Source organism: Streptomyces sp. NPDC059166, assembly GCF_042755185.1.
Taxonomy (GTDB): Bacteria; Actinomycetota; Actinomycetes; order Streptomycetales; family Streptomycetaceae; genus Streptomyces.
Genome location: NZ_JBHZCI010000039.1, coordinates 21,154 through 37,519, shown reverse-complemented (window position 1 = coordinate 37,519; position 16,366 = coordinate 21,154). Strand labels below are relative to the sequence as shown.

Sequence of the window (16,366 nt, the reverse complement as noted above, 5' to 3'; positions counted from 1 at the left end):
TGGTCCTCATGGCTAAGACCGGTACGACGACCCAGGGGCTGCGCGCGGCGATCGAGCGCAGCGGCTACTACCCGGCCCTCGTGGCCGAGGCGGTGGAGGCCGCCGTCGGCGGCGAACCGGTCGCTTCGTACCTGGTGCACCAGGAGACCACCTTCGACTCCAACGAGGTCCGCCGGCACGTCACGGTCCTCGTCCTCACGGACACCCGTTTCATCGTCAGCCACACCGACGAGCAGGCGGCCGACACCAGTTCCCCGACGCCGTACGCCACGACGTCCACCGAGTCGGTCAAGCTCGACCGGATCTCCTCCGTCGTCGTCAGCCGTGTGGTCGCCGACCCGGAGAAGTACGTGCCCGGCACCCTGCCCCGCGAGGTCGTGCTGACCATCGGCTGGGGCGCGGTCTCCCGCATCGACCTCGAACCCGCCGCCTGCGGCGACCCCAACTGCGAGGCGGACCACGGCTACACCGGCAGCTCCACGGCCGACGACCTGAGCCTGCGGGTCAGCGAGGCCGGCGACGGCCCGGACACCGTGCGCCAGACGCTCGCGTTCGCCCAGGCGCTCTCCGAGGCCACGGCCGCGACCGCCGCGTCCACCCGCTGATGGTCCAGCCCGCCTGGCAGGAGCCCGTACTGCTCGCTCCGGAGTCCGCCCCGGCACCGGAGTACGGCACCGGTTCGCTCGCCGACCTGCTGCCCACGCTCGTCGCCGGGCAGGGCGTGCCCGGCTTCGAGGCGTCGATCCCGGAACTCACCCCCGCGGACCGCAACTGCGTCTTCCTGATCGACGGGCTCGGCTGGGAGCAGATCAAGGCCCACCCGGACGAGGCCCCCTTCCTGCACTCCCTGCTCCCCACCTCCCGCGGCAACACCGGGCGTCCCCTCACCGCCGGGTTCCCGTCCACCACGGCCACCTCGCTCGCCTCGGTCGGCACGGGCCTGGCTCCGGGCGAGCACGGGCTGCCCGGCTACACGGTGCGCAACCCCGACACCGGCGCGCTGATGAACCAGCTCCGCTGGAGGCCGTGGACCGAACCCAAGGTCTGGCAGCCGCACCCCACGGTCTTCGCGCTGGCCGACGCGGCGGGCGTACGCACGGCCCAGGTCTCGGCCCCCGGCTTCGAGCAGACGCCCCTCACCAAGGTCGCGCTCAGCGGCGGTTCCTTCCTCGGCAGGCTCACCGGCGAGGACCGCATGGACCTGGCCGCCGAGCGGCTCGCCGCCGGGGACCGTTCCCTCGTCTACACCTACTACAGCGAGGTCGACGGCCAGGGGCATCGCCACGGCGTCGACTCCGACGCCTGGCGCGGCCAGCTGATGTACGTCGACGGGCTCGCCCGGCGCCTCGCGGAGCAGCTGCCGCCCCGCTCGGCGCTCTACATCACCGCCGACCACGGGATGATCGACATCCCGTTCGACGAGACGTCCCGGATCGACTTCGACGAGGACTGGGAGCTCGGCGCCGGAGTCGCCCTGCTCGGAGGCGAGGGACGTGCCCGCCACGTCTACGCCGTACCGGGAGCCGAGGCCGACGTGCTCACCGTCTGGCGTGAGGTGCTCGGCGAGCAGTTCTGGGTGGCGAGCCGTGACGAGGCCGTCGCCGCCGGCTGGTTCGGTCCGCGGATCGACGAGCGGGTGTACGGCCGGATCGGCGACATCGTCGCCGCCGCCCACGACGACGTGGTGATCACCGCCTCGGTCAACGAGCCCAACGAGTCGGCCATGGTGGGCATGCACGGATCGCTCACCCCCGTGGAGCAGCTCGTACCGCTCCTCGAAGTACGTTCCTGACCTCCCCCCCCCCCAGCACACACAGACACCCGAAAGGCGTCCGACCCCCCATGCCCGAGCTCGTGTTCTTCTCCGGAACCATGGATTGCGGAAAGAGCACCCTGGCTCTCCAGATCGGCCACAACAGGTCGGCACGCGGGCTCCAGGGAGTGATCTTCACCCGCGACGACCGCGCGGGGGAGGGGAAGCTCTCCTCACGCCTCGGCCTGGTGACGGAAGCGGTCGAGGCGGCCACCGGCATGGACCTGTACGCCTACCTGGTGGCCGAGCTGTCGAAGGGCGGCCGGATCGACTACGTGATCGTCGACGAGGCGCAGTTCCTCGCACCGGAGCAGATCGATCAGCTGGCGCGGGTCGTCGACGACCTCGAGATGGACGTCTTCGCCTTCGGGATCACCACGGACTTCCGTACGAAGCTGTTCCCCGGCTCACAGCGGCTGATCGAGCTCGCCGACCGGGTGGAGACGCTCCAGGTCGAGGCGATGTGCTGGTGCGGGGCGCGCGCCACGCACAATGCCCGCACCGTGGACGGCGAGATGGTCACGGAGGGGGAGCAGGTCGTCGTCGGCAATGTGAACCGCCCTGCCGCGGAGGTCGGTTACGAGGTGCTGTGCCGGCGCCACCACCGCCGTCGCGTGACCAGCGCCGTCGCGAACGCCGGGACCCTCTCCCCGGACGTCCTGCCGGTCCCCCGGACCTGACCGGGCACCGCAGCCCCCTGTCGGGGCACGGGGCGGCAACAGGCATACGCCCGCCTGCCGTCGCCCTGCCGCCTACTGTGGACTCCGTACAAGTCCCCTCATGCCAGGAGGAGTTCACCTTGACGACTCTGCCCGACCGGCCGAACACCGCGCTGCTCGTCATCGATGTCCAGAAAGGGGTCGTGGCGGGCGCCCACGACCGTGACGGCGTGATCGCGAACATCGACACCCTCGTGGGCAAGGCCCGCGCCGAGGGCGTCCCGGTGCTCTGGGTCCAGCACTCCGCGGAAGACCTCGCGCGGGGCAGCGAGCCCTGGGAGTACGTGCCGGAGCTGGTCCGGCACGACACGGAGCCGCTCGTCCACAAGATCCACGGCGACTCCTTCGAGGAAACCGACCTGGAGGCGCTGCTCGCCGAGCGCGGCGTGGGCCGGCTCGTCGTGACCGGTGCGCTGAGCGACGGCTGCATCCGCGCGACGCTGCACGGCGCCTTCGTCCGCGGATACGACGTGACGCTGGTCGGCGACGCGCACACCACGCAGGACCTCACCCGGTACGGCGCACCGGCCCCGGAGCAGGTGATCGCCCACACCAATCTCTACTGGACGTGGCAGAGCGGCCCCGGACGCCGTGCGACCACGGTCGGCACGTCCGATGTGGGATTCACGGGGGAGGCGGGCTGAGCCCGCCCACGCCGCGGCTGTTCCGCCGACCGGTCCGAGTGGCGGCGGCGGACGCGCCGCTGCCCGGCCGGGTGCCCTCACGGGGCTTCGGCCGGGCAGCGGGAGCGACCGGGCGGTTCTACTCGCCGTGGCCGTACTCCTCACCCTTGCCGTCGTCGTGGCTCTCGTGGTGCCCGCCCTTGCCGTCCTGGTGGCCGCCGCCGTTGACGCAGACGTTGCCGGCGCTGGGGTTCAGCGCGCCGATGATGTTCAGCGAGTTCCCGCACACGTTGATGGGAACGCTGATGGGGATCTGGACGACGTTGCCGGACAGCACACCCGGGGAGCCGTAGGCGACTCCCTGGGCGCCCGCGTCGGCGCTCGCCGTGCCCGCTCCGGCGAACAGCATGGCACCTGCCGCGACGGCGACGGCCGCGCTTCCGATCTTGAACATGAATTCTCCCGCATCGTGTGGACGCCGCCGCCTCACGCGACGGCTCCCCTCACCCTGTGGGTTCGTCCCGCCTGAGTCCCCCGACGCGCCTGTCCGGTGCGGCCAATCCCCTCAATGGCTTCGCGTCCATCGGGTGGCACACGGCGGCGCGAGGGCCCGGGGCGGCGGCCGGGCCCCTGCCCCGCGACGCCCGGTGTCCGTGTCCGTGCCGACCGGGAGCTCAGCCGTCCGACGGCCGGACGATCGTGAACACCGCGCCCTCCGGGTCCGACACGGTCGCCAGCCTGCCGCTGGACCCCTCCGCCGGCGGATGCAGCACATGTCCGCCGAGCTCCACCACGCGCGCCGCGGCCGCGTCGGTGTCGGCCACCTGGAAGTAGGTCATCCAGTGCGGCCCCCGGTCGCGTGGAAGGGCGTGCCCCACACCGTGCAGGGCGGCGACCGGGCGCCCCTCGACGTGCAGGGTCTGGTAGTCGAAGTCGGCCGAGACGACCGCCTCGGTCCCGAACCCGAACACCGTCTGGTAGAACTTCGCGACGGAGGCGGTCTCCCGGGTCACCAGCTCGTTCCACACCGGGGCGCCGGGGGTCCCGGCGACGGCGGTACCGAGGTGTTCGGCGGCCTGCCAGACGCCGAAGACGGCACCGCTCGGGTCCGAGGCGATCACCAGCCTGCCCGCGTCCCCCGCGACCAGCGGCCCCACGGCCACCGTCCCGCCGCAGGAGCGGATCGACTCCGCCGTGGCGTCCGCGTCGTCGGACGCCAGGTAGGTGGTCCAGGCGACAGGAAGATGACGCCCGGCGGGCAGCTGGCCGATGCCGGCGACCTCCTTGCCCGACAGCAGGGCGCGGACGTACGGCCCCAGTTGGTCGGGGCCGGGGCGGAACTCCCAGCCGAACAGACGGCTGTAGAACTCCTGGGTCGCGGACAGCCCGTGCACGATCAGACTCACCCAGCACGGAACTCCGGGCGGGCGCCGGGTGGCAGCCTCGGTCATCTTCCACTCTCTCCTCGTACCTTCGGGGTGAAGCCGCACGGGGGGACGAGGTCCGCACGGCGTCCAGCGGTACGCATACGGGCGCGTACGCTCCGTGCAGATGCTCGCACCACTCAGGCCGCGAGGCACCCCGGCCGCGCCGCGTTTTCCGGCCTCAGCTCAGCCCGTGGACCGTTTTGGTGCGGTACATCCATTTAGGTGCGAGGCCCTGCGGGGCTGAGCGAGGATGGCACCCATGAAGCCCATCATCACCGCATCCGAATACATGAGCGAGTCGACCGGGGTGCGTCCGCCGGTGCTCCTGGACATCCGCTGGCAGCTGGGCGGGCCGAACGGCCGCGCGGACTACGAGACCGGGCACATCCCGGGCGCCGTGTACATCGATCTCGACACCGAGCTGGCCGGTCCGGCCGGCCGCGGTGGCCGTCACCCGCTGCCGGACCCGGAGGAGCTCGGGGCCGTCATGCGCCGCGCCGGAGTCCGCCGTGACACCCCGGTCGTGGTCTACGACGGCGGGCAGGGCTGGGCGGCAGCCCGGGCCTGGTGGCTGCTGCGCTGGGCCGGGCACCGCGACGTCCGGGTGCTCGACGGTGGCCTCGCCGCATGGCCGGGGGAGCTGAGCACCGCCGTGCCGGAGCCGGCCGCGGGCGACTTCCGGCCCGAGCCGGGCGGCCTCGGCCTGCTGGACGCCGACGCGGCCGCGGAGCTGGCGCGCTCGGGCCTGCTGCTCGACGCGCGCGCGGCCGAGCGTTACCGGGGGGACGTCGAACCCATCGACCGGGTCGGAGGGCACATCCCCGGAGCGGTGTCCGCACCGACCACGGAGAACGTCGACGGCAAGGGGTACTTCCTGCCCGCCCCGTCCCTGGCATCCCGTTTCGCGGAACTGGGCGCCGACAGCTCCACCGAGGTCGGCGTCTACTGCGGTTCCGGGGTCTCCGGGGCCCATCAGGTGCTGGCCCTGGAACTCGCGGGCCACCGGGCGGCCCTGTACGCGGGATCCTGGTCGGAGTGGTCCGCGGACGAGTCCCGCCCCGTCGCCAAGGGCCCGGACCCCTCCTGACCCGCCGGTCGTGCCGACCGGGCTTCCGGGCCGTACCGGCTGAACTCCCCGGTCGTGCCGACGTGACGAGGGGGAGGGCCCGTGTGGGCCCTCCCCCTCGTCACGTCCACGCGGACACGGGCCCGCTCATTCCTGCTTCTTGCGGCGCGTGCCGAAGACGATCTCGTCCCAGCTGGGCACGGCGGCGCGGCGTCCCGGGCGCACCCCGTCCGCCTCGGCCTGGCGGTCCGTCGTCCCCGTCAGCCGGTCGCGGTGTCCGGCGACCGCCCGTGGCATCAGGACATCGGCGTAGGCGGCTCCGGCGGAGGCCGCGGCGGCCGGCGGTTCGTCCGCCTCGGTCTCCTCCTGGGCGGCGGGCTCGAGCGCGGGCGGCTCCGGCTGGGCGGGCCGCTCCGGCACGACCATGTCACCGCGGAAACTCGGGACCGCCTCCAGGAGGCTCGTCAGCGAGTCGCGCTCACCGGCGGAGCCGCTGACACGCTCCTCCGGCTCCGGGGCGGAGGGCGCCGGCCGCTCGATCTGACGGTCCAGCGCACGGTCCAGCGGCCGGTCGCGCGGCAGCCGCGCGATCCGGGGCACGAACGGGAAGCTGGGCTCGGGGGCGGCGACGTCGTCACTCTCGCCGATCAGCGAGCGCGCCTCGTCGTCGAGGGCCTGGACCAGCCGCCGCGGAGGGTCGTACGTCCAGCTCGCCGAATGCGGTTCCCCGGCGACACGGTAGACGAGGAGGACCTCCCAGGTGCCGTCGTCCCGGCGCCAGGAATCCCACTGGACGGTCTCCCGGTCGGCGCCGCGCAGCAGCAGCCGCTCCTGCACCGCCTCGCCGAGCTGTGGGCCGGTGTTCTCGCCGGGGCGGCGCACCGGCGTCTTCCGGGCGCGCTCGGCCATGAACGCCCGCTCCGCGAGCACCGGGCCCTCGAAGCGGCGCACCCGGTCCACCGGGATGCCTGCGAACTGCGCGACCTCCTCGGCGGAGGCGCCGGCCCTTATGCGCGCCTGGATGTCGCGGGGGCGGAGATGGCTCTCCACCTCGATCTCGATCTGGCCGAGCCGGGCACGGTCATTGCGCACGGCGGCACGCAGCCGCTCATCGATCGGAAGCGTGTACTCCGTGCTGTCCGCAGCCTTGAGCACCAGTCGTGTGCCGTCGTTCGAGACGGCCACGACACGCAGTTCGGGCATGGGAACCTCCCGGGTGGTGCCTGCCGACGTCACGTGCGTCGCTGCTTCCGCTAGTCGAGTGTGACCTGCCCGGGTTCAGCCTGCCACAACGTTTCCAAGTTACCCGGCGTGTCGGGCCTTGGCCCTGAACGCCGCGATGGCACGGTTACCTGTTTGCGACGCGGGGCGACCGGTTGGTCGCTCCGCGCAGCAGGCGCCCGAGCGATGCCGCGGCGCCGCCGGTTCGGGAGACTCCTTCGACTCCCTCCCGCAGGTCCCGGACACCCGTGTGGGTCCGGCCCCCAGGGCTCGCCACAGTACTCCATTCGGGCCACCTGGGTGGACCGGCGCGCCGCCGAAGTTCTCGCCGGACGCGGGAGTTGGACTACCCCGTCGGATGGGACATCCCTCCCATCCGTGTGCTGCTTCACACAATCTCCAGAAATGGAACTATCGCGTTCGCTCAAATGTCCCTTACTGGTGCAAGGTGGGGTAGTTGTCTAGCAGGGGCTGATCATGGTTCAGAAGCCGCAGGGTGATGCGGAAAACAAGGAGGGGCGCATAGACCTGAGTCTGCCGCAGGTCGCGGGCAGTGCCCTCGCGGCGGTCGCCGCGGCGGTGATGGCCTCGCAACTCGGTGTCTACGGGACCATCGCGGGCGCCGGTGTGATGAGCGTGGTGGCCACCTGCGGAGGCTCGGTCTTCCAGCACTTCTTCCGCCGCACCGGCGAGCAGATCCGTGAGGTCACCGTCCAGGTGAAGCACCCGGCGGGCCGTCAGGTCACCGTGCGCACCCGGGAGACGCGTCCCGCGCCGCGCGGCCCCGAGGACGAGGCGACACGGATGCTGCGCGCCGCGGCCCCCGACGCAGACCGCACCACCATGCTCCGGCAGGTCCGGCCGGGTGGCGCCGGGGCGGACGCCGAGCGTACGACCGTGCTCCGGCAGGTCCGGCCGGACGGCGGCGGTCCGGACGGCGGTGCCGTCGCGGACGAGTCCTGGTCGCGGGCCCGCACCCACGGCACCCGTGTCCGGGGCTGGAAGAGGTCGGCGCTCGCGGCCACCGGGGTCTTCGTCCTCTCGATGGCCGGGATCACCCTGTACGAGCTGGCCTCCGGCCACGACCTCGGAGGCAACGGCGGCACCACCATCGGCTCCGTCGTGAGCGGTGAACGCCACGGCGGGACCGGATCGACCTCCCCCTCCGGAAGCCCGGACACGGAGGACGGCGGGGGAGACGGGACGGACCAGGAACGCGGCGCCACCACAGCACCCGGCACCGGCACCGGACCTGGCGCCGACCGGAGCGGCTCTCCCGCCCCCGGGGACGAGGGCGGGGCCACCGAACCCGCCCCCACTCCCTCGGCTCCCCCGGCGACCGAGGGGGACACCACGCCGGAGACCACCGCGCCGACGACGCCGGGCACCGGCAGCACGCCCCCGGCGGCACCGGAACCCAGTGGCGCAGGGCAGGTCCCCGACCAGCAGGGCGGGGCGAGTGCGGACGCGGACCGGTGAACCCGGTCCGCGTCGGGGCGCCTCGGCTCAGGCGCCGATGACCCGGCGCAGGTAGTCGTTGGCGAAGAGCCGGTCCGGGTCGAGCCGGTCGCGTACGGCGGTGAACTCACCGAACCGGGGATAGGCCCGGGAGAGGTAGTCCGAGTCCCGGGTGTGGAGCTTGCCCCAGTGGGGGCGGCCCTCGTAGGCGGTCATGATCCGTTCGACCGCGGTGAAGTACGCGTGGTGCGGGGTCCCGCGGTACAGGTGCACCGCGATGTACGCACTCTCCCGGCCCGAGGCGGTCGAGAGCGCTATGTCGTCGGCGGGCGCCGTGCGGACCTCCACCGGGAAGCTGATCCGCAGCGGTGAGCGCTCCACCATCGCCTTCAGCTCGCGCAGGGCGTCCACGGCCGCCTCACGGGGCAGGGCGTACTCCATCTCCACGAAGCGCACCCGGCGGGGACTGGTGAACACCTTGTACGGGATGTCCGTGTACGTACGGGCGGACAGGGCCCGGCTGGAGATCCTGGCGATCGAGGGGATCGTCCCCGGCGCCACCCGGCCCAGCGAACAGGCGAGCTGGAAGACCCCGTTGGAGAGGAGCTCGTCCTCGATCCAGCCGCTGACCCGCCCCGCGGGCGCCACCGGACCCGAGCTGCGGTTGTTGCGCTTGGTGTTGCAGTTGCCCGTGTGCGGGAACCAGTAGAACTCGAAGTGCTCGTTCTCGGCGACCAGCTGGTCGAAGTCGGCGGTGACACGGTCGAAGGGCATCGGCTCCTCGCGGGCCGAGAGAAGGAAGACCGGCTCGACGGCGAACGTGACCGCGGTGACCACGCCGAGGGCGCCGAGGCCGACCCTGGCGGCCGCGAAGACGTCCGGGTTCTCGTCGGCCGAGCAGCGCAGGACCGAACCGTCGGCGGTGACCAGTTCCAGCGCCCGGATCTGCGCGGATATCGACGCCGAGTCGCGGCCGGTGCCGTGGGTGCCCGTGGACGTGGCGCCGGCGACCGTCTGCTCCATGATGTCGCCCATGTTCGTCAGGGAGAGCCCCTCCCGGGCGAGCGCCGCGTTGAGCCGCTTCAGCGGGGTGCCTGCCTCGACCGTCACGGTCATCGCCGCCCGGTCGATGTCCCGGATCCCGGTCAGCAGGTCCGGGCGTATGAGGACGCCGTCGGTCGCCGCGGCCGTGGTGAACGAATGGCCGGTGCCGACGGGCTTGACGGTCAGCCCTTCCGCGGAAGCCCTGCGCACCACGTCGGCGAGCTCGTCCACCGAGGCGGGGGACGCGACGCGGGCGGGCCGGGCGGTGACGTTGCCCGCCCAGTTACGCCACGTGCGCGCCGTCCGTGCGTAGGTGTCGGTCATCTTGCCCGCGCCCTCCAGTCGGTACCGGCTCCGAGAGCCGGCGATACCCCAGGAACGCCACCGCGGCCGCGATCGCCCCCGCCACGACGGGCACCGCGTACCCCGACTCCGCCCCCGAGGCGTCGACGGCCCAGCCGGCGGCGGAGGAGCCGAGCGCCACTCCGACCGCGAGTCCGGTACTGGTCCAGGTCATGCCCTCGGTCAGCTGCGTGCGGGGTACGTGCTGTTCGACGAGAGCCATCGTGGTGACCATGGTCGGTGCGACGGCGAGGCCCGCGGCGAAGAGCGCCACGGCCAGGAACGGCAGGCTCCCGGCCAGTTGGAGGGGGATCATACTCACGGCCATCGCGCACACTCCCACCAGCCACCTCCTCGACGGCTTGCCCCGCAGCCGCAGCAGTCCGAAGACCGCCCCGGCGAGGCAGGAGCCCAGCGCGTAGACGGCGAGCACGAGACTCGCCACCGCCTTGTGGCCCCTCTCCTCGGCGAAGGCCACGGTCACCACGTCGATCCCCCCGAAGATCGCACCCGTGGCGACGAAGGTGATCACCAGCACCTGGAGGCCCCTCGACCGCAGGGCCGATCCGCCCGTGTGGTGCTCCTTCGGGTGGGGCCGGGGCTCGGTGGCCCGCTGGGCCGTCAGCCAGAAGACACCGGCGAGCAGGAACACCCCGGCGAGCAGGGGTCCCGCCTCCGGGAACCAGGCGGTGGACAGGCCGATCGAGACGATCGGCCCGAAGATGAAACACACCTCGTCGACGATCGACTCCCAGGAGTACGCGGTGTGCAGCAGCCGCCCGGATCCCCGGTGGATCTCGGCCCACCGCGCCCGCACCATCGACCCGAGGCTGGGCACGCAGCCCGCCCCCGCCGCGAAGACGAAAAGGGTCCAGTCCGGGAAACGCTGCTGGGCGCAGACCAGCAGCCCCGCGACCGAGGCGGCGGCGAACAGCGAGACGGGACGCAGCACCCGGCGCTGCCCGTACCGGTCGACCAGCCGCGAGACCTGGGGGCCCATGACAGCCGCCGCCGTGGCGAGCGTCGCGGAGAGCGCCCCGGCCAGCCCGTAGCGCCCGGTGAGCTCGGAGACCATCGTCACCACGCCGATGCCCATCATGGAGAGCGGCATCCTGCCGATGAACCCGGCCGCCGAGAACCTCCCGGTTCCCGGAGCCTCGAAGACGGCGCGGTAGGGACTGGGCAAGGGACGCTCCGGAAGGGCCTGTCAGGTGTGCGAGGGGCCGACACAGCTTACGGCCCCCGCCGCGCCGCGGCCCCGGCGACGGCGGTTGCCGCGGTGCCGCCGACGGGTGGCAGGATCGGGTGCATGTCCGATCCGCGTGATCCCGCTCCGTACGACGCCCTCCTGCTGCTCTCCTTCGGCGGGCCCGAAGGCCCCGACGACGTGGTCCCGTTCCTCGCGAACGTGACCCGCGGCCGGGGCATCCCCGAAGAACGGCTCAAGGAGGTCGGCAAGCACTACTTCCTCTTCGGCGGCGTGAGCCCGATCAACGCCCAGAACCGGGCGCTGCTCGACGCGCTCCGCAAGGACTTCGCGGGGCACGGCCTCGAACTGCCGGTCTACTGGGGCAACCGCAATTGGGCCCCCTACCTGACCGACGCCCTGCGCGAGATGGTCACGGACGGGCACCGCCGGATCGCCGTCCTCGCGACCAGCGCCTACGCCTCCTACTCGGGCTGCCGCCAGTACCGCGAGAACCTCGCGGAGTCCCTGTCCGTGCTGGAGGCCGAAGGGCTTCCGGTCCCGCGGGTGGACAAGCTGCGGCACTACTTCAACCACCCGGGATTCGTCCGGCCCATGGTCGACGGCGTACTGGCCTCGCTGGCCGAGCTCCCCGAGGACGTCAGGGCGGAGGCGCACCTCGCCTTCACCACACACTCCATCCCGACGGCGGCGGCCGACACCTCGGGCCCGGTGGAGACCCACGGCGACGGCGGCTCGTACGTCGCCGAGCACCTGGACGTGGCCAGGACGATCGCCGAGGCCGTCCGTGAGGAGACCGGCGTCGAGCACCCGTGGCGGCTCGTCTACCAGTCGCGCAGCGGCGCCCCTCACATCCCGTGGCTCGAGCCGGACATCTGCGACCACCTCGAGACGCTCCACGGTGACGGCGTCCCGGCCGTCGTGATGGCCCCGATCGGCTTCGTGTCGGACCACATGGAGGTGCTGTACGACCTGGACACCGAGGCCGCGGCGAAGGCCGCCGGGCTCGGACTCCCGGTCCGCCGCTCCGCGACGGTGGGGGCGGACCCCCGGTTCGCCGCAGCGGTGCGCGAGCTCGTCCTGGAGCGTGCCGCGGCCGAGCAGGGCCGCCCCGTCACGCCCTGCGCCCTGGGTGCGCTGAGCCCGTCCCACGACCTCTGCCCGGTCGGCTGCTGCCCGGCCCGGGCGCCCAAGCCCGCGGCGGCGGGCGCCGACAGCCCGTTCTGACCCCGCTCTCCGACCGCAGGCCCCCGCCGGGCGGCGCGCACACGGCCCGCCCGGCCACGCGACACACTCTGGAGCGTTGTGACCGACCCACTCCTGTCCGAACTGCTCGACCTCGCCCTGGAGGCCGCCCGCCGGGCGGGCGCCCTGCTGCGCGACGGCCGTCCCGCCGACCTCGGGGTGGCGGCGACGAAGTCCAGTCCGATCGACGTCGTCACGGAGATGGACATCGCGGCGGAGAAGCTGATCACCGGCTACCTCTCCGATCACCGCCCGGACGACGGCTTCCTCGGCGAGGAGGGCGCCAGTGCCGCCGGCAGCAGCGGCATCCGCTGGGTCATCGACCCGCTCGACGGCACCGTCAACTACCTCTACGGCCTTCCCACCTGGTCCGTCTCCATCGCCGCCGAGCGGGACGGCGAGCGGGTCGTCGGTGTGGTCGAGGCCCCGATGCGGGGCGAGACCTACCACGCGGTGCTCGGCGGCGGGGCGTACGGGAACGGCGACCCGCTGCGCTGCCGCCCCGCGGCCCCCCTCGACCAGGCCCTCGTGTCGACCGGCTTCAACTACGTCACCGAGGTCCGCACCCACCAGGCGGCGGTCGCCCAGCGGCTGATCCCGCTGCTCAGGGACATCAGGCGCGGGGGATCGGCCGCCGTCGACCTCTGCGACGTCGCCGCGGGCCGGCTCGACGGCTACTACGAGCGCGGGCTGCACCCGTGGGACGTCGCCGCGGGCGACCTGATCGCCCGGGAGGCGGGCGCCCTCACCGGCGGCAGGCCGGGCCGGCCCGGAGACGGGGACCTGACGGTCGCGGCCTCACCCGGCGTCTTCGGACCGCTGCAGGAGCTGCTGGAGGAATTCGGCGCCTGGCACGACTGAGGAGCCCCGCTCGGCCGGTGTGCGCGGCGGACACACCGGCCGAGCCACCCCGGGCGGCCCGCCCGCACACCCTCCCGGCCGACACCCGGAAGGGGCGTCGCCGGAGGCTTCCCGCGTGCCGCCTGAGCGTGCTGGACAGGCCCTGGACGTGCGAGAGGGCCCCGGGTGTCCACGACGGATCCCCAGGGCCCTCCGGCGGCGGCTCAGACGGTCGAGGCGTTGATCTCCACGCCGTGCTCGGCGGCGAGGCGGTGCAGGTCGTCGAGCTCTCCCTGCTCGACGTCCGCGAGGAAGTCGTCTCCCGTCTCGCGAGCCCTGGTGAGGTCGGATTCGGTGGTCCTGATCCGTTGCAGCAGACCTGCGGTGAAAGCGTCCATGAAGCGCCCCCTCGTCGTGGGTCGGTGGCACGGGGGTGTGCCCGGTGGTCCTCCGGTCCGAGGGCCGGAGTGCGGGTGATCACGCAGTCCCTCTGGAAGCAGGACGGGCTGTGGTACGCCACATGCATGGCGTGATCGCGGGTGTGAGACCGTCCTCCCCGCCACGGAGCGGCCGGAAACCTCAACTGGCCCGGAATTCCGATCGATTCCCGGACCTCCCGTCCCACCGTGCGCCGCCTTACCGCCGGTTTATGCGTGTAACGGGCAGGATGGACGCGCACAGCCGGTGCCGCCGGCGTGCGGCGGGCGGCCGCTTCGAGGGCCGCCCGACGTTTTTCGGAGATCTAGGGAAGGACTGCGCCGTGCGCGTACTCGTCGTCGAGGACGAGCAGCTGCTCGCCGATGCCGTGGCCACCGGGCTGCGCCGGGAGGCGATGGCCGTGGACGTCGTCTACGACGGAGCCGCCGCCCTCGAGCGCGTCGGGGTCAACGACTACGACGTCGTCGTGCTGGACCGGGACCTCCCGGTCGTGCACGGGGACGACGTCTGCCGCCGGATCGTCGAGCTCGGCATGCCCACCCGGGTGCTGATGCTCACCGCGTCCGGAGACGTCAGCGACCGCGTCGAAGGTCTCGAGCTCGGCGCGGACGACTACCTGCCCAAGCCCTTCGCGTTCAGCGAGCTGACCGCCCGGGTGCGCGCCCTCGGGCGTCGCACCACGGTCGCCCTGCCGCCCGTGCTGGAACGGGCCGGCATCAAGCTCGACCCCAACCGCCGCGAGGTCTTCCGGGACGACCAGGAGATCCAGCTGGCCCCCAAGGAGTTCGCCGTCCTGGAGGTCCTGATGCGCAGCGAGGGCGCTGTCGTCTCGGCCGAGCAGCTGCTGGAGAAGGCCTGGGACGAGAACACCGACCCCTTCACCAACGTGGTGCGGGTGACGGTCATGACCCTGCGGCGCAAGCTCGGCGAGCCGCCCGTCATCGTCACCGTGCCCGGCTCCGGTTACCGGATCTGAGGGCGTGATGGCAGCCTCCCCGGGGCCGGTCACGGCCCCTCCGAAACCGACGTGGGAACCCAAGCAGCAGGACGGTCCCTACCCCTGGCTGCGTCCGACCATCCGGATACGGCTCACCCTGCTCTACGGCGGGATGTTCCTGATCGCGGGCATCCTGCTGCTCTCGATCATCTACATGCTGGCCGCCCAGGCCCTGAACGTGGGCAGTGACCTGCCGTTCCAGGTCGTGAACGGGCAGGTCACCAGCGAGGTGTGCGACCTGCCGACCAAGGCGAGTCCGGACGACTTCAACGCCGCGATGAACGCCTGCGTCAACCGTCAGCGCGAGCACGCGCTCGACTCCCTGCTCAACCGGTCGCTGCTCGCACTGGTCGGCCTCAGCGTCATCGCGTTCGCCTTCGGGTACGCGATGGCCGGCCGGGTGCTCTCCCCGCTGGGCAGGATCACCCGTACCGCCCGCCGCGTGGTGGGCACCGACCTCACCCGGCGGATCGAGCTCGACGGACCGGACGACGAGCTCAAGGAGCTCGCGGACACCTTCGACGAGATGCTCGACCGCCTGGAGCGCGCCTTCACGGCTCAGCAGCGGTTCGTCGGGAACGCCTCGCACGAGCTGCGCACACCCCTGGCGATCAACCGCACGCTGCTGGAGGTCCACCTCTCGGACCCCGAGGCGTCACCGGAGCTGCACCAGCTGGGACGGACGCTGCTGGCCACCAACGAGCGCAGCGAACAGCTGGTCGAGGGGCTGCTGCTGCTCGCCCGGAGCGACAACCAGATCATCGAGCGCAAGCCCGTCGACCTCGCCGAGGTGGCGGACCGCGCCATCGACCAGGCCAGGGCCGAGGCGGCCGCGAAGGCCGTGGAGGTGCGCGGGGAGCGTGCCCGGGCGGTCGTCCTGGGCAACGGGGTCCTCCTGGAGCGCATCGCCCTCAACCTCGTGCAGAACGCCGTCCGCTACAACGTGGCGGACGACGGCTGGGTGGAGGTCTCCACGGAGCTCCAGCACGGGCAGGCGGTGCTGGTCGTCTCCAACACCGGTCCCGTGGTGCCCGCCTACGAGATCGACAACCTCTTCGAGCCGTTCAGGCGGCTGCGCACGGAGCGGACGGGCAGCGACAAGGGCGTCGGGCTCGGCCTGTCGATCGCGCGATCCGTCGCCCGGGCGCACGGAGGCCGTATCATCGCGGAGCCCCGCGAGGGCGGAGGTCTCGTGATGCGCGTCACCCTGCCGGTCTGAGAGGCTTCACGTGATGACGTCACATTCGATGACTCTGTTCGCTTTGGGCGGAATTTTCGAACCGTGTTCCCCTTCCGCCCCTGTGTGATCGATCACAGGAGCGAATTTCCGTAGATCTACTCTCCGTGATGGCGTCTCCGCCCGAAAGCCTGGAATCGTCCGGGTTTCCGGGGGCCGATATCACGGGAAGTACACGGGGTGGCGCCCGTGAACCGCAGTATCAGGACCGTGTACGGTCCCCATCGCCACCCAAGCTGATCGCTCATGAGGGATCCGGTTGGGTGTCGATTGAGTAACAGACCTTGATGTGAGGCAAAATCTCCGCCTCAGGTCGGGCACAAGTCCGGCCTCTCACGCGTTACGTGCGCTGAGACACCGCAGACACCCAAGAGGGGGAGAGCGACATGGCAACGGATTACGACACCCCACGCAAGACCGACGACGACGTCGACCAGGACAGCCTTGAGGAGCTCAAGGCCCGTCGGAGCGACAAGACGGCATCGGCCGTCGACGTCGACGAGTTCGACGCCGCAGAAGGACTGGAGCTGCCCGGCGCGGACCTCTCCAACGAGGAGCTGGCCGTCCGGGTCCTGCCCAAGCAGGCCGACGAGTTCACCTGCATGAGCTGCTTCCTCGTCCACCACCGCAGCCAGCTGGCACGCGAGAAGAACGGCCAGCCCATCTGCCGCGACTGCGACTGAGGGCCG

General features: G+C 72.2%; 17 protein-coding genes. 11 read left to right on the top strand and 6 right to left on the bottom strand.

The genetic code is table 11. The annotated features are described in order from the left end of the window. The first annotated feature begins 8 nt into the window (after positions 1 to 8). The 4 genes from ACFXOA_RS25740 (at position 9) to ACFXOA_RS25725 (ending at position 3,176) form a co-directional block, all read left to right on the top strand. Positions 9 to 605 carry a DUF5998 family protein gene (locus ACFXOA_RS25740; protein WP_385033103.1) on the top strand — a complete coding sequence of 199 codons (597 nt, stop codon included), beginning with the start codon at positions 9 to 11 and terminating at the stop codon, positions 603 to 605. After that, positions 605 to 1,792 carry an alkaline phosphatase family protein gene (locus ACFXOA_RS25735; protein WP_385033100.1) on the top strand — a complete coding sequence of 396 codons (1,188 nt, stop codon included), beginning with the start codon at positions 605 to 607 and terminating at the stop codon, positions 1,790 to 1,792. Before ACFXOA_RS25740 ends, ACFXOA_RS25735 begins: the two co-directional genes overlap by 1 nt. 50 nt (positions 1,793 to 1,842) lie before the next feature. Continuing rightward, positions 1,843 to 2,493 carry a thymidine kinase gene (locus ACFXOA_RS25730; RefSeq protein ID WP_385033097.1) on the top strand — a complete coding sequence of 217 codons (651 nt, stop codon included), beginning with the start codon at positions 1,843 to 1,845 and terminating at the stop codon, positions 2,491 to 2,493. 119 nt (positions 2,494 to 2,612) lie between these two features. After that, positions 2,613 to 3,176, top strand: coding sequence for an isochorismatase family protein (locus ACFXOA_RS25725; RefSeq protein WP_385033094.1), 564 nt, complete (start codon positions 2,613 to 2,615; stop codon positions 3,174 to 3,176). A gap of 118 nt (positions 3,177 to 3,294) precedes the next feature. Here ACFXOA_RS25725 and ACFXOA_RS25720 read toward each other — a convergent pair whose 3' ends face one another. Both ACFXOA_RS25720 and ACFXOA_RS25715 read right to left on the bottom strand, forming a co-directional pair. After that, positions 3,295 to 3,609, bottom strand: coding sequence for a chaplin (locus ACFXOA_RS25720; protein WP_385033091.1), 315 nt, complete (start codon positions 3,607 to 3,609; stop codon positions 3,295 to 3,297). Between the two features lie 220 nt (positions 3,610 to 3,829). After that, complete coding sequence (locus ACFXOA_RS25715; protein ID WP_385033088.1) at positions 3,830 to 4,606, bottom strand: VOC family protein; 777 nt, start codon at positions 4,604 to 4,606, stop codon at positions 3,830 to 3,832. Positions 4,607 to 4,841: 235 nt separating this feature from the next. Here ACFXOA_RS25715 and ACFXOA_RS25710 point away from each other — a divergent pair, with 235 nt between their 5' ends. Then, complete coding sequence (locus ACFXOA_RS25710) at positions 4,842 to 5,669, top strand: sulfurtransferase (protein WP_385033085.1); 828 nt, start codon at positions 4,842 to 4,844, stop codon at positions 5,667 to 5,669. Between the two features lie 126 nt (positions 5,670 to 5,795). Here the strand turns inward: ACFXOA_RS25710 and sepH are convergent, their stop codons facing one another. Further along, a complete protein-coding gene (gene sepH, locus ACFXOA_RS25705; protein ID WP_385033082.1) occupies positions 5,796 to 6,851 on the bottom strand; it encodes a septation protein SepH in 1,056 nt (351 codons plus the stop codon). Between the two features lie 495 nt (positions 6,852 to 7,346). Between sepH and ACFXOA_RS25700 the strand changes: the two genes are divergently transcribed. Beyond that, on the top strand, positions 7,347 to 8,348 hold the full coding sequence (locus ACFXOA_RS25700; protein WP_385033079.1) for a hypothetical protein: 1,002 nt from the start codon (positions 7,347 to 7,349) through the stop codon (positions 8,346 to 8,348). Positions 8,349 to 8,375: 27 nt separating this feature from the next. On the opposite strand, the gene ACFXOA_RS25695 is transcribed toward ACFXOA_RS25700, so the two are convergent. Both ACFXOA_RS25695 and ACFXOA_RS25690 read right to left on the bottom strand, forming a co-directional pair. Further along, a complete protein-coding gene (locus ACFXOA_RS25695; protein ID WP_385033076.1) occupies positions 8,376 to 9,695 on the bottom strand; it encodes a D-arabinono-1,4-lactone oxidase in 1,320 nt (439 codons plus the stop codon). Next, entirely contained in the window at positions 9,655 to 10,899 is a 1,245-nt protein-coding gene (locus ACFXOA_RS25690) for an MFS transporter (protein WP_385033073.1), read from the bottom strand. Before ACFXOA_RS25690 ends, ACFXOA_RS25695 begins: the two co-directional genes overlap by 41 nt. 123 nt (positions 10,900 to 11,022) lie before the next feature. Between ACFXOA_RS25690 and ACFXOA_RS25685 the strand changes: the two genes are divergently transcribed. Further along, entirely contained in the window at positions 11,023 to 12,147 is a 1,125-nt protein-coding gene (locus ACFXOA_RS25685) for a ferrochelatase (RefSeq protein WP_385033070.1), read from the top strand. A gap of 78 nt (positions 12,148 to 12,225) precedes the next feature. Next, entirely contained in the window at positions 12,226 to 13,026 is an 801-nt protein-coding gene (locus tag ACFXOA_RS25680; protein ID WP_385033067.1) for an inositol monophosphatase family protein, read from the top strand. 203 nt (positions 13,027 to 13,229) lie between these two features. On the opposite strand, the gene ACFXOA_RS25675 is transcribed toward ACFXOA_RS25680, so the two are convergent. Beyond that, positions 13,230 to 13,403 carry a hypothetical protein gene (locus ACFXOA_RS25675; protein ID WP_385033065.1) on the bottom strand — a complete coding sequence of 58 codons (174 nt, stop codon included), beginning with the start codon at positions 13,401 to 13,403 and terminating at the stop codon, positions 13,230 to 13,232. Positions 13,404 to 13,765: 362 nt separating this feature from the next. Here ACFXOA_RS25675 and ACFXOA_RS25670 point away from each other — a divergent pair, with 362 nt between their 5' ends. From ACFXOA_RS25670 to ACFXOA_RS25660, 3 genes are all read left to right on the top strand, one after another. Continuing rightward, positions 13,766 to 14,419, top strand: a complete 654-nt coding sequence (locus tag ACFXOA_RS25670) for a response regulator transcription factor (protein WP_385033062.1) — start codon at positions 13,766 to 13,768, stop codon at positions 14,417 to 14,419. A 7-nt stretch (positions 14,420 to 14,426) separates the two neighbouring features. Next, positions 14,427 to 15,659, top strand: a complete 1,233-nt coding sequence (locus ACFXOA_RS25665; protein WP_385033059.1) for a sensor histidine kinase — start codon at positions 14,427 to 14,429, stop codon at positions 15,657 to 15,659. A 404-nt stretch (positions 15,660 to 16,063) separates the two neighbouring features. Then, positions 16,064 to 16,360 (top strand): DUF4193 domain-containing protein, encoded by a 297-nt coding sequence (locus ACFXOA_RS25660; protein ID WP_003965732.1) that lies wholly within the window; start codon positions 16,064 to 16,066, stop codon positions 16,358 to 16,360. Positions 16,361 to 16,366 lie beyond the last annotated feature (6 nt).